We start from the raw sequence: 11,457 nt of genomic DNA on the forward strand, positions 1-11,457 counted from the left end.
CCAGGTCCGAAGAGGGCCCTGCGCGTCAGGCCGGGCGTTTGCGAGGGGTCGACTTCTTCGTGGCCGTCTTCTTCGCGGTGCTCTTCGACGCCGTCTTCTTCGCGCCCTGGCCGGACTTGGCGGTCGACTTCTTCGCGGACGCCGTGGTCTTCTTGGCCGCCGTCTTCTTCGCGGTGGACGCCGACTTCTTTCCGCCGGTCTGCTTGGGCGCCGCGCGGGCCGTCTTGCGCTGCGGGAGCGACTTGACCTCGGCGTGCTCTCCGGCCTCCTCGCCCCGGGACTCACGTGCCGCGCGGACGCTGTTCTCCAGGGCCGCCATGAGGTCGAGGACCTTGCCGCCCGTGGCCGGCTCGGGGGCCTGCGGCAGGGCCTCGCCGGCGGCCTTCGCGGCGATGACCTCCTCCACGGCCTCGCGGTACTCGTCGTGCAGGTCCTCCAGGTCGACCTCGCCCAGGGTGTCCATCAGGGCGTCGGCCAGGTCCAGTTCCTGGTCCCGGACCGTGACGTTCGTGTCGGGGGCCACGCCCTCGGGGGCGCGGACCTCGTCCGGCCACAGCAGCCCGTGCATCGCGATGGCCTCGCCGACCACCCGGAGCATGCCCAGGCGTTCCCGGCCCCGCAGCGCGAACTTCGCGATCGCCACCTTGTTGCTGCGCTTGAGCGCCTCCCGGAGCAGGGTGTACGGCTTGGCCGCCGGGGCGCCGCTCGCCTGGAGGTAGTACGCGGCGTCCATCTGGAGCGGATCGATCCGGTCGGCCGGGACGAAGGCGACGATCTCGATCGTCTTGGCCGTCGGGATCGGCAGGCTGGACAGGTCCTCGTCGGTGATCGGGATGATCGAGCCGTCCGCGTCCTCGTAGCCCTTGCCGATCTCCCCCTGGGTGACCTCGCGGTCCTCCAGCTCACAGAACTTGCGATAGCGGATGCGGCCGCCGTCCTCGGTGTGGATCTGGCGGAAGGAGATCGAGTGGCTCTCCGTGGCGTTCACCAGCTTGATCGGAATGCTGACCAGGCCGAAGGAGATGGCGCCGTTCCATATGGATCTCACGTGCAGCACCCTTCCGGTCACTCTCGGGAGCGTTTGTCACGGTTTACATGGGATTCTTATCGTATGGCGCCTATCACCGTGGTGGAGGGGCGACGGCTCCCGCTCAGCAATCTGGAGAAGGTGCTGTATCCCGCCACCGGCTTCACCAAGGGCGAGGTCCTGCACTACTACGCGACCGTCGCCGAGGTCCTGCTGCCCCATCTGCGCGACCGGGCGGTGTCCTTCCTGCGGTATCCGGACGGGCCGGACGGGCAGGTGTTCTTCACGAAGAACGTCCCGCCGGGTACGCCCGACTGGGTCACGACCGCGGAGGTGCCGCGGGTGGAGGGGCCCTCGCGGATGGTCCTGGTGCAGGACCTGCCGAGCCTGATGTGGGCGGCCAACCTCGTCACGGAGTTCCACACCCACCAGTGGCTCGTCGGCTCGCCGGACGAGGCCGACCGCATCGTCTTCGACCTGGATCCGGGAGCGCCCGCGAGCATCGTGCAGTGCTGTGAGGTCGCACTGTGGCTGCGGGAACGGCTCGCGGCGGACGGCATCGAGGCCTACGCCAAGACCTCCGGCTCGAAGGGGCTGCATCTGCTGGCCGCCGTGCGCGGGGCGTCCTCCGACCGGGTGTCCGAGTACGCCAAGTCGCTGGCCGTCGAGGCGGAGAAGGCCATGCCCCGGCTCGCCCTGCACCGGATGACCAGGAACCTGCGTCCCGGGAAGGTCTTCGTCGACTGGAGCCAGAACGCCGCGCGCAAGACCACGGCGACCCCCTACACCCTCCGGGCCCGCCCCGAGCCGACCGTCTCGGCGCCCGTGACCTGGGAGGAGGTCCAGGAGTGCGGCTCGCCCGGCCGGCTGAACTTCCACGCCACCGACATCGGGGCCCGGGTGCAGGATTACGGCGACCTGCTCGCCCCGCTCCTCGATCCGGACAGCGCCGGCCGGCTGCCTTAAGGCTCTACGGACCTCGCACGCTCTCCGTCGGGCGGCGCGCCCTCACACCCGCGTCCAGGTGTTCCGGTCCCGTGCCATCGCGTGCAGGGCCTCCACGTCCGCCGGCTTCAGGACGCCGCCCTGCCGGGCCAGGGTCTGCACCTCCAGGTCCGTGAGGACGCGGACCTCGCGCGGTGCGGCCGGGACCGACACGGCCGTCGGGCCGACCAGGGCGAGGACGGGGCGGACCTCCGCCGTCAGGGCGTAGGAGGCGCGGTCGGCGTCGGCGCGGACGCCGCGGAGCAGGGCGGTCGGTTCGCGGCGGCCCAGGGTGACCATGGGGTCGGTGACCGTCACGCGCTGCTTGCGCGCGTACAGGGTGTGCAGGGCGAACAGCCCGCCGGGGCCGATCAGCAGGTGGTGGATGCGGCTGCCGCCGGGCAGCGGGACGGAGTGCACGGCGTGCCAGCCGGCGCCGTCCAGGCGGTCCAGGGCGTCCCCGACCGTCTGCTCCGCCTCCAGGGCCCTGCGGCGTGGGTCGGGGCGCAGCCGGCGGGCCGGGCCGGGGTCGCGGTCGAGGGCGACCAGGAGGGCCTCGCCGGGGCGGTTGGGGGCCAGGTCGTCGTCGGGGTGGAGGGTCAGCCGGGCGAGCTCGGCGGGGGTCGGCACCGGGGGCGGCCCCACCGTCACCGGGCCGGTGAGGAAGGGCCCGAGGGCGCGGAGCACGTCGTCCTCACGGTCCTCCCCCAGCAGGTTGACCCGGCCCGCCTCACGGTCGTACCAGGCGATGTTCCTGCCGTCCGGGAGGCAGACGTACAGCCGTTCCTGACCGTGCCGCCAGGTCGGTATGACGCGCAGTCCGTTCATGCACCATCACCCCAGACCATGGGAACAGGCGGGGTGCTGCGGGGGCAAGAACCCGGCTACCTTTGAGAGGAGTTGGACCCGCCGGGCAGGCCCTCGGGCGGTGACGCTGGGGAGGCGCCGTTGCGTACCCGCAGGAAACCCGATGTACCGGCTCCGGAGAGCCCCTGGAACGAGGTCGTCCCCGGGCTGTGGATGGGCGGCCACGAGTACACCGGAGGGCTGGGCCATCCGGAGTTCGCCGTCGTACGGGACGAGTTCGACCTGGTGCAGACGCTGCTGCGGCTGCCGGGGCACGGGCCCGATCCGGACGTGCCGCACCACGTCTGGCCCATCCCCGACGGACCCCTCGACGGGACGCAGCTCGCCGGTGTGATCCGGCTGGCCGAGGCCGCGTGCGAGGCGCTGGACGGGGGCCGCACGGTCCTCGTCCGCTGTTACCACGGGTACAACCGCTCCGGCCTCGTCGTCGCGCACGCGCTGATGCGGCGGGGGAGCTCCGCCGACGCGGCGATCCGGCTGATCCGGGACCGCCGTTCGCCCTGGGCGCTGCACAACGAACTGTTCGTCGAGTACCTGCGGGCCGGGCTGGCGACGGCCCGGCTGCTGGAGGAGCTCACCGAGTAGGACGGCACACGGGCCCCCTCGCGCGCAAATAGGACTTCCCTACGAATAAGGTGTACGGGGCCGACGGTCGGTCCGAGCCGTGTGATCACCTCGAACCGCAGGAGTGCAGTGCCCGTCAGCCGCGTCCGCAGCCTCCCCGGCCGCCCCGATGACCTTCCCGGTCCCCCGGCCGGCCCTTCCGGCTGCCCGGACGAGCCCTCCGGCTGCCCGGACGGCCCTTCGAGCCGCGCCGACGGCCGCCGCCGGAAGCGCGGGAAGGCCGCCCGGTGTGTCGCCGGTGCCGGTCTCCTGCTCCTGGGGGCCGTGGGCTGTGGGGACGCCGGAGGGCTGCAGGGGGCCGGGTCGACGCCCACGGCCGTCGGGCCGGCCCGACTCTGGCCCGAGCTGACGCCGGCGTCCAGTCCGGCCTTCGAGATCGGCGAGGTGAACACCGAGGTGGTCAAGGGCGTCAAGGTCCCCGGCGACGACATCCGGCGGGTGGACCCGGTCGGGGTCGTCCGGGCCGAGATGGCCGCGAGCCCGGGTGACTACGACGGCGACAAGGCGCCGTACCGCGACACCGACCGCGGGATGGCCGACTGCGGCAAGGGCCCGGAGCACGGCCGGTGCCCGGTGCTCAGGCCGTATTACCGGGACCTCACCGGCGACGGGCGCGACGACCTGACGCTGGGCTTCCGGCTGCTGCCCGGCAAGACCACCGCGGTGCGCGTCTACACCGTCGACAAGCACCGGCTCGTGCAGGTGATGGCCTGGGAGGACGCGCTGAGCGGCGTCGAACTGGCCGGGCGTTCCCTCGTCATCCGCTCGCCGTCCGAGGTCGCGGGGTACGAGTACCGCCTCCAGTGGACCTGGGACCGGGACCAGCGGGCCATGCTCCTCACCCAGGACGAGATGCTGCGCACCGGCCCGCGGAAGCACTCCCTGCACCCCTCCGGCGCGCCCTCCGCCACGCCCACCGGTTCCCCGTCCGCCTCCTCCCCCGGTGTCTCCCCCTCGGCGAGCACCGGATGAGACGCATGCTCCCCTCGTGGTCCGGGACGCTCGCCGCGAAGGCCGCCGCCTTCATCACCGTCATGTGCTGCGCGCTGGCCGCCCTGCTCGGCGTCCTGGTGCACGTACAGGTGACGAACCAGACCGTCGGCCAGGCCCGCGACCAGGCGTTGCAGCGGCTGACGCAGGCGACGGAGCGGTACGAGGCCGGGGACTCGCTCAAGCGTGGCGCCGGCGTGGATCCCCCGGGCCTGCCCCCGGCGCTGCGCGATCTCGCGGTCACCGGGGACCGCGGCACGATGGTCGCCGACTTCGCGGGGCGCCCCACGATGTGGGCGGCCGGGCCCGCCGACGGCCACCGCGCCCTGGCCGTCGCGGTCGACTACTCGCAGCAGGCCCGCACCATCGCGGGCCTGGACCGCGCGATCCTGTGGTCGTCGGGGCTGGCGATCGGGGCGACGCTGCTGGTCGGCGCGTTCTCGGTGACACGGGTGACGCGGCGGCTGCACACCACGGCGCTGGTGGCCCGGCGGATCAGCGCGGGCGACCTGGACGCGCGCGTGAACGACCCCCGTACCCACCCGCGGACGAAGGCCCCGGCGCGCCCGCAGGACGAGGTGGCGGCGGTCGCCGCCGCGTTGGACTCCATGGCGTCGTCCTTGCAGGGCAAGCTGCTCGCCGAGCAGCGGTTCACCGCGGACGTGGCGCACGAGCTGCGCACCCCGCTGACCGGGCTGCACGCGGCGGCCGAACTGCTGCCGCCCGGCCGTCCGACGGAGCTGGTGCGGGACCGGGTGGCGGCGCTGCGCACCCTCACCGAGGACCTGCTGGAGATCTCCCGGCTGGACACGGGCCGGGAGCGGCTGGAGCTGGACACGGAGCTGTTGGGGCCGCTGGCCGAGCGGGTGGTGCGGGGCGCGGAGGGCGACACGGAGGTCAGGGTCGTACGGGACGTGGTCGTGGAGACGGACCGGCGGCGGCTGGAGCGGGTGCTGGGGAATCTCGTGGCGAACGCGCACAAGCACGGGCGGGGGCCGGTCGTGCTGACCGTGGACGGTCCGGTGGTCACCGTCCGGGACCACGGGGACGGCTTTCCGGAGTACTTGTTGGCGCACGGGCCGCAGCGGTTCCGTACGGAGGGCGGTGCCAAGGGGCACGGTCTGGGGCTGACCATCGCGCTGGGGCAGGCCGAGGTGCTCGGGGCGCGACTGGAGTTCGGCAACGCCCCGGACGGCGGGGCGGTGGCGACCCTGAGACTGACCGCGGAGTGAGCGTCCGGGACCTCGGGTGATCGTCGCCCTGCGGGCCGCGCGTGGCTGGTCGCGCAGTTCCGCGCGCCCCCTTCGCTGCGTCCCCCTATGGCCCAGCGTGAAGGGCGGGGGCCGCAGGGCGCTCCTAATGTGGCGATTAGTCAGCTTCGGCACCTTCGCCCCGCATGGAGGTAACCCCCATGTCCCTGCGCTCCCGCCTCTCCATAGCCACCGCCGCCGGGCTCCTCGCCGCCGCGGCCGCCGTCACGCCCGCTGCCGCCGCCGCGCACGACGACTGGGACCCCAGCGGCGGCAACGGAGGCCACCACGGCCACCACGATCCGAGCGGTGGCAACGGGGACGGGCACGGCCACCAGGACCCGCGCCTCTTCGAGGGCGTCGTCACGGCGGACACGCTGGCGCTGCGCAGCGCCCCGAACCGCGGCTCGCAGATCATCCGGTTCGCCCACCGGGGCGACATCGTCAAGATCTTCTGCAAGACCGGCGGCGAGACCGTGCAGGGCAACCCCCTCTGGTACCTCCTCACGGACGGCACGTGGGCCTGGGGCGCGGCCCGCTACATCGACAACATCGGCCCCGCGCCACGCTGGTGCTGACACCCCGTCACCCAAAGGCACACAAGACGCACAGTTTGGGTAGGTTCCGGACATGAGCAAGGCCGGAATCACCGTGGCGACGGCGGACCCGTCCGCGCCCGCCGTCCGCCGCCTCCCCCGGCGCCGGGGCATCGAACTCGCCCTCATCGTCCTGGCCGTACTGCTGTCCGTGTACGGCTACTGCGCCGTGGGCCTCGCCCGGCACGACGCCCTCCCGCCCGGTGCCGCCGGTTACGGCGCCGGGCTCGGCGTGCTCGCGCTGCTGGCGCATCTGGCCGTACGCCTGCGGGCGTCGCACGCCGACCCGCTCCTCCTGCCCATCGGCGTGCTGCTCAACGGGCTCGGCCTGGTGCTCATCTACCGGCTCGACCTGGAGACCCCGGGCGACCGGGCGGCACCGGCCCAGCTGATCTGGTCGACGCTGGGCGTGGCGCTGTTCATCCTGGTCGTCCTGCTGCTGCGCGACCACCGGGTGCTCCAGCGGTACACGTACGTCTGTGTCGTCGCCGCGCTCGTGCTGCTCACGCTGCCGATCCTGTTCCCGGCGGTGAACGGCGCCCGCATCTGGATCCGGATCGCCGGGTTCTCCATCCAGCCGGGCGAGTTCGCGAAGGTGCTGCTGGCGGTGTTCTTCGCCGCGTACCTGGCCGCGAACCGCAGCGCCCTCGCCTGCACCGGCCGCCGGCTCTGGAAGCTGCAGTTGCCCACCGGCCGGGTCCTCGGCCCGATCGTCGCCGTCTGGCTGGTGAGCGTCGGCGTCCTGGTCCTGGAGCGGGATCTGGGCACGTCCCTGCTCTTCTTCGGCCTGTTCGTCGTCCTGCTCTACGTCGCCACCGGCCGCACCGGCTGGATCGCCCTCGGTCTGCTGCTGGCCGCGCTGGGGGCGGTCGCCGTCGGCCGGATGGAGCCGCACGTGCACAGCAGGATCGAGACGTGGCTGCACCCGTTCGCCTCGATCGATGCGGGGGAGGGCCCGGGCCAGCTCGCCCAGTCCCTGTTCGCCTTCGCGGAGGGCGGCATGCTCGGCACCGGCCTCGGCCTCGGTCACTCGATCCTCATCGGCTTCGCCGTGAAGTCGGACTTCATCCTGGCCACGGCGGGCGAGGAACTCGGCCTGGCGGGCCTGTCCGCGATCTTCCTCCTCTACGGACTGCTGGTGGAGCGCGGTTACCGGGCCGGCCTCGCCCTGCGCGAGCCCTTCGGGCGGCTGCTCGCCGTCGGCCTCGCCTCGCTGGTGGCGCTCCAGGTGTTCGTGATCGCGGGCGGGGTGACCGGCCTGATCCCGCTGACCGGCATGGCGATGCCGTTCCTGGCACAGGGCGGCTCGTCGGTCGTGACCAACTGGGCGATCGTGGCACTGCTGGTGCGCGTCAGCGACTCGGCACGCCGCCAGTACGACGGGCCGGGCCCCCGGTGACGCGGCACATCCGGCACGCCGGCGTCTTCTGCGCCCTGCTGCTGGTGGCGCTGCTGCTGAACGCCGCCCGCGTCCAGGTCGTCCAGGCCCCGGCCTACGACACGAACCCCGCCAACCGCCGCGCGGAGATCTTCCGTTACGGGCAGCCGCGCGGCGACATCATGGTCGATGGCCGGCCCGTCACCGGCTCGAAGGACACCCGCGAGCACCTGCGCTACGAACGGACCTACACCGACGGCCCGCTGTACGCGCCGGTCACGGGCTTCGCCTCCCAGCTGTACGGGACGACGCTCCTGGAGAAGGCCGAGGACGGCATCCTCTCCGGCACGGACCCGATGCTCGCGCCGTTCCCCCTGTGGAACGACTTCACCCGCGCGCACAGCCGCGGCGGCGACGTCGTGACGACCCTCGACCCGGCCGCACAGCGGGCGGCGTACCAGGGACTCGCCGGGCGCAAGGGCGCGGTGGCGGCGCTGGATCCGTCGACCGGCCGGATCCTGGCCCTGGTGTCCGCCCCGTCCTACGACCCCCAGCCGCTGTCCGGCAACGGAGCGGCGGCGGCCAGGGCGTGGAAGCGACTGAACGCCGACCGGGACCGCCCGATGCTCAACCGGGCGGTACGGCAGACGTATCCGCCGGGCTCGACGTTCAAGGTCGTCACCATGGCCGCCGCGCTGGACTCCGGCGTGGTCAGGGACCTCGACGCGCCGACGGACTCCCCCGACCCGTACACCCTGCCCGGGACCCGGACCCGCCTGACGAACGCGTCCCGGGGCTGCCGGGACGCCTCCGTGCGGGAGGCCTTCACCCTCTCCTGCAACACGGTGTTCGCCAAGCTCGGCGTGGAGGTGGGCGTGACGGACATGACGGCGACGGCCCACGCCTTCGGCTTCAACAACCCGGCGCTGCGGGTTCCCTTCCCGGTGGCCCGGTCCACCTTCGACACCTCGCTCGACAAGTCCCAGCTCGCCCTGTCGTCGATCGGCCAGTACAACACCCGTGCCACACCGCTCCAGATGGCGATGGTCGCGGCGGCCGTCGCCAACGGCGGTCAGCTACGGGAGCCGTACCTGGTGGAGCGCACGACACGACCGGGCGGCAGCACCCTCGCGACAGCGGGCTCGCGCGCGGTCCGCCAGGCGATGTACCCATCGACCGCGGTCCGGCTGCGCGCGCTGATGCGGGAGGTGGTCGAGGACGGCACCGGGCACCGGGCCGCGATCCGCGGCGCCAAGGTGGGCGGCAAGACCGGCACCGCCCAGCACGGCCTGGGCAACTCCGGTACGCCGTACGCCTGGTTCGTCTCCTGGGCGCAGGGCGACCGTGATCTGGCGCCGCGAGTGGCGGTCGCGGTGGTCGTGGAGGACGCGGAGGCGGACCGCGGGGACATCAGCGGCGGCGGCGACGCGGCGCCGATCGCCCGCGCCGTGATGAAGGCGGTGCTCAAGGCCCGCTAGTCAACAAATGGCGCCCAGGGGATTGACGGCCTTGCTGACAGGCAGTCTCATAAGGGGGACAGTGACGTGTGCACAACGAGGTGGGCAGCCATGACGACCCTGACGGAAGCCGACGCGCTCGACGGCCTGCGCGATGCCCTGGGCCTGCTCAAGGACCGGGAGCAGGTGGCCCAGCGGCTGCTCGACTCCTCCGCCAAGCACTCCTTCGACCCGGACAAGGAACTGGACTGGGACGCGCCCTTCGAGGAGGGCAAGTGGTTCTGGCCGCCGGAGCTGGTGTCGCTCTACGACACCCCGCTCTGGAAGCGGATGAGCGAGGAGCAGCGCATCCTGCTCTCCCAGCACGAGGCGGCGGCCCTGGCCTCCCTCGGCATCTGGTTCGAGATCATCCTCATGCAGCTCCTGGTCCGCCACATCTACGACAAGGCCGCGACCAGCGCACACGTCCGCTACGCCCTCACCGAGATCGAGGACGAGTGCCGCCACTCCAAGATGTTCGCCCGCCTGATATCCCACGGCGGCACACCGTGGTACCCGGTCAGCCGCGTCCACCAGCACCTGGGCCGCCTGTTCAAGACCATCTCCACCACCCCGGGTTCCTTCACGGCGACGCTCCTCGGCGAGGAGGTCCTCGACTGGATGCAGCGCCTGACCTTCCCCGACGAGCGGGTCCAGCCCCTCATCCGCGGCGTCACCCGCATCCACGTGGTGGAGGAGGCCCGCCACGTCCGCTACGCCCGCGAGGAACTCCGCCGCCAGATGGTGACGGCTCCCAAGTGGTCCCAGGAGTTCACCCGCATCACCTCCGGTGAGTTCGCCCGCGTGTTCTCGGTGGCGTTCGTGAACCCCGAGGTCTACACGAACGTCGGCCTGGACCAGCGAGAGGCCCTCGCCCAGGTACGAGCGAGCGGACACCGCCGCGAGGTCATGCAGACCGGCTCCAAGCGGCTGACGGACTTCCTCGACGACATCGGTGTCCTGCGCGGAGTCGGACGACGGCTGTGGAAGTCGTCGGGGCTGCTGGCCTAGGAGCACCCGCACCCGCGCGCGGCGAGAAGGGGACGTGTCGGGGGGTGTCCGCCCGTAGCGGTCGGCGCGTCAACGCGAGTCAGTCGGCGTCCGACCCCATCGCGCCGTTCCGAGGACGGACACCCCCCGGCGCGGCCCCGACCACAAGCCGGCCGCAGGTGCAACGCGCACCCCCACCGAACCAGCCACAGGCCGCCGCAGGCACCCCGCACGCCCACCCCCGGTTACGCTGCGGGTCATGACACCAGCCGCCCCCACCCCCGCCTACCGGCGCCTCAGCGTCGAGGAACGTCGTAGTCAGCTGCTCACCGCCGCGCTGTCGCTCTTCGCGCACCGCGCCCCGGAGGACGTCTCCCTGGACGACGTGGCGGAGGCGGCCGGGGTGTCGCGGCCCCTGGTCTACCGGTACTTCCCGGGCGGCAAGCAGCAGCTGTACGAGGCCGCCCTCCGCTCCGCCGCCGACGAGCTCCGGCACTGCTTCGACGAACCCCTCGAGGGCCCCCTGCTCCCCCGCCTGTCCCGCGCCCTCGACCGCTACATGGCCTTCGTCGACGAGCACGACGCCGGCTTCAGCGCCCTCCTCCAGGGCGGCAGCGTCGTCGAGACGTCACGGACGACGGCCATCGTCGACGGCGTACGCCGCGCCGCCGCCGAGCACATCTTCCGGCACCTGGAGGTCACCGAGCCCGGCTCCCGCCTGCGGATGACCGTCCGGATGTGGATCACCGCCGTCGAGGCGTCGTCGCTCATCTGGCTCGACGAGGACAAGCAGCCCCCCGCCGAGGAGCTGCGCGACTGGCTCGTCGAGCAGTTCGTGGCCATGCTGACGGTGACCGCCCGCCGCGACCCGCAGACCGACGCCCTGGTCGTGGCCCTCGCCGAGGAAGTCTGACACTGGTCCCGTGAAGAGCGAAGACACCCCCTTCGAGGGCGGCCCCATGGACGGCAGGGTCCTGCCCGTCCTGCTCGGCATCACCGGCCACCCGCCCAAGACGTACCGCATCCCCGTCCCGGACCCCGCCGGCGGCCCGCCCACCGTGCTGGTCTACCGCCGCGTTCCCCGGGGCGAAGGCAGGGTCGGACTGACCCACCGCTGGAAGTACGAGTACGCCCCCGAGGGCGCTCCGGCCCGCCGGCTCAACTGGCCCTGGTCGAAGCCAGACACCACGCCGCCCGGCAAGCGGGACGACGCCGACGGGTGACCCCGTTGCGCCGAACCGCGCACACTCACCGC

General features: G+C 72.7%; 12 protein-coding genes. 10 read left to right on the top strand and 2 right to left on the bottom strand.

Annotated features, from left to right (window positions below; translation table 11 throughout):
• Positions 1–25 precede the first annotated feature (25 nt).
• On the bottom strand, positions 26–1,057 hold the full coding sequence (locus tag ABZ192_RS13170) for a Ku protein (protein ID WP_356924643.1): 1,032 nt from the start codon (positions 1,055–1,057) through the stop codon (positions 26–28).
• 54 nt (positions 1,058–1,111) lie between these two features.
• Here ABZ192_RS13170 and ligD point away from each other — a divergent pair, with 54 nt between their 5' ends.
• A complete protein-coding gene (gene ligD, locus ABZ192_RS13175) occupies positions 1,112–1,993 on the top strand; it encodes a non-homologous end-joining DNA ligase (RefSeq protein WP_356924579.1) in 882 nt (293 codons plus the stop codon).
• A 42-nt stretch (positions 1,994–2,035) separates the two neighbouring features.
• Here the strand turns inward: ligD and ABZ192_RS13180 are convergent, their stop codons facing one another.
• Positions 2,036–2,839, bottom strand: coding sequence for a nuclease-related domain-containing protein (locus tag ABZ192_RS13180; protein ID WP_356924580.1), 804 nt, complete (start codon positions 2,837–2,839; stop codon positions 2,036–2,038).
• Positions 2,840–2,959: 120 nt separating this feature from the next.
• Here ABZ192_RS13180 and ABZ192_RS13185 point away from each other — a divergent pair, with 120 nt between their 5' ends.
• The 9 genes from ABZ192_RS13185 to ABZ192_RS13225 all read left to right on the top strand — a co-directional run bounded on the left by ABZ192_RS13185 (position 2,960) and on the right by ABZ192_RS13225 (position 11,425).
• Complete coding sequence (locus ABZ192_RS13185; RefSeq protein ID WP_356924581.1) at positions 2,960–3,463, top strand: dual specificity protein phosphatase family protein; 504 nt, start codon at positions 2,960–2,962, stop codon at positions 3,461–3,463.
• Positions 3,464–3,751: 288 nt separating this feature from the next.
• Positions 3,752–4,474 (top strand): hypothetical protein, encoded by a 723-nt coding sequence (locus tag ABZ192_RS13190; protein WP_356924644.1) that lies wholly within the window; start codon positions 3,752–3,754, stop codon positions 4,472–4,474.
• Positions 4,471–5,724 carry a HAMP domain-containing sensor histidine kinase gene (locus ABZ192_RS13195; protein WP_356924582.1) on the top strand — a complete coding sequence of 418 codons (1,254 nt, stop codon included), beginning with the start codon at positions 4,471–4,473 and terminating at the stop codon, positions 5,722–5,724. The genes ABZ192_RS13190 and ABZ192_RS13195 overlap by 4 nt, the downstream gene beginning before the upstream one ends.
• Before the next feature lie 179 nt (positions 5,725–5,903).
• Positions 5,904–6,320 carry an SH3 domain-containing protein gene (locus tag ABZ192_RS13200; protein WP_356924583.1) on the top strand — a complete coding sequence of 139 codons (417 nt, stop codon included), beginning with the start codon at positions 5,904–5,906 and terminating at the stop codon, positions 6,318–6,320.
• 52 nt (positions 6,321–6,372) lie between these two features.
• Positions 6,373–7,737: an FtsW/RodA/SpoVE family cell cycle protein gene (locus tag ABZ192_RS13205; RefSeq protein WP_356924584.1), complete on the top strand. Its 1,365-nt coding sequence runs from the start codon at positions 6,373–6,375 to the stop codon at positions 7,735–7,737.
• Entirely contained in the window at positions 7,734–9,194 is a 1,461-nt protein-coding gene (locus ABZ192_RS13210) for a penicillin-binding transpeptidase domain-containing protein (protein ID WP_356924585.1), read from the top strand. The genes ABZ192_RS13205 and ABZ192_RS13210 overlap by 4 nt, the downstream gene beginning before the upstream one ends.
• Positions 9,195–9,284: 90 nt before the next feature.
• Complete coding sequence (locus ABZ192_RS13215) at positions 9,285–10,223, top strand: diiron oxygenase (protein ID WP_010040330.1); 939 nt, start codon at positions 9,285–9,287, stop codon at positions 10,221–10,223.
• A 238-nt stretch (positions 10,224–10,461) separates the two neighbouring features.
• The gene (locus tag ABZ192_RS13220) at positions 10,462–11,115 is read left to right on the top strand and encodes a helix-turn-helix domain-containing protein (RefSeq protein ID WP_356924586.1); all 654 of its coding nucleotides are present in this window, start codon (positions 10,462–10,464) and stop codon (positions 11,113–11,115) included.
• Positions 11,116–11,125: 10 nt separating this feature from the next.
• Entirely contained in the window at positions 11,126–11,425 is a 300-nt protein-coding gene (locus tag ABZ192_RS13225; RefSeq protein ID WP_356924587.1) for a hypothetical protein, read from the top strand.
• The last annotated feature ends 32 nt before the right edge of the window (positions 11,426–11,457 follow it).

The organism is Streptomyces sp. NPDC006235 (assembly GCF_040613735.1).
GTDB lineage: Bacteria > Actinomycetota > Actinomycetes > Streptomycetales > Streptomycetaceae > Streptomyces.

Excerpts from the sequence above, each read along its gene's own strand:
- ligD (WP_356924579.1), top strand. The coding sequence starts at position 1,112 with ATGGCGCCTATCACCGTGGTGGAGGGGCGACGGCTCCCGCTCAGCAAT.
- ABZ192_RS13180 (WP_356924580.1), bottom strand. The coding sequence starts at position 2,839 with ATGAACGGACTGCGCGTCATACCGACCTGGCGGCACGGTCAGGAACGG.
- ABZ192_RS13195 (WP_356924582.1), top strand. The coding sequence starts at position 4,471 with ATGAGACGCATGCTCCCCTCGTGGTCCGGGACGCTCGCCGCGAAGGCC.
- ABZ192_RS13200 (WP_356924583.1), top strand. The coding sequence starts at position 5,904 with ATGTCCCTGCGCTCCCGCCTCTCCATAGCCACCGCCGCCGGGCTCCTC.
- ABZ192_RS13205 (WP_356924584.1), top strand. The coding sequence starts at position 6,373 with ATGAGCAAGGCCGGAATCACCGTGGCGACGGCGGACCCGTCCGCGCCC.
- ABZ192_RS13215 (WP_010040330.1), top strand. The coding sequence starts at position 9,285 with ATGACGACCCTGACGGAAGCCGACGCGCTCGACGGCCTGCGCGATGCC.
- ABZ192_RS13220 (WP_356924586.1), top strand. The coding sequence starts at position 10,462 with ATGACACCAGCCGCCCCCACCCCCGCCTACCGGCGCCTCAGCGTCGAG.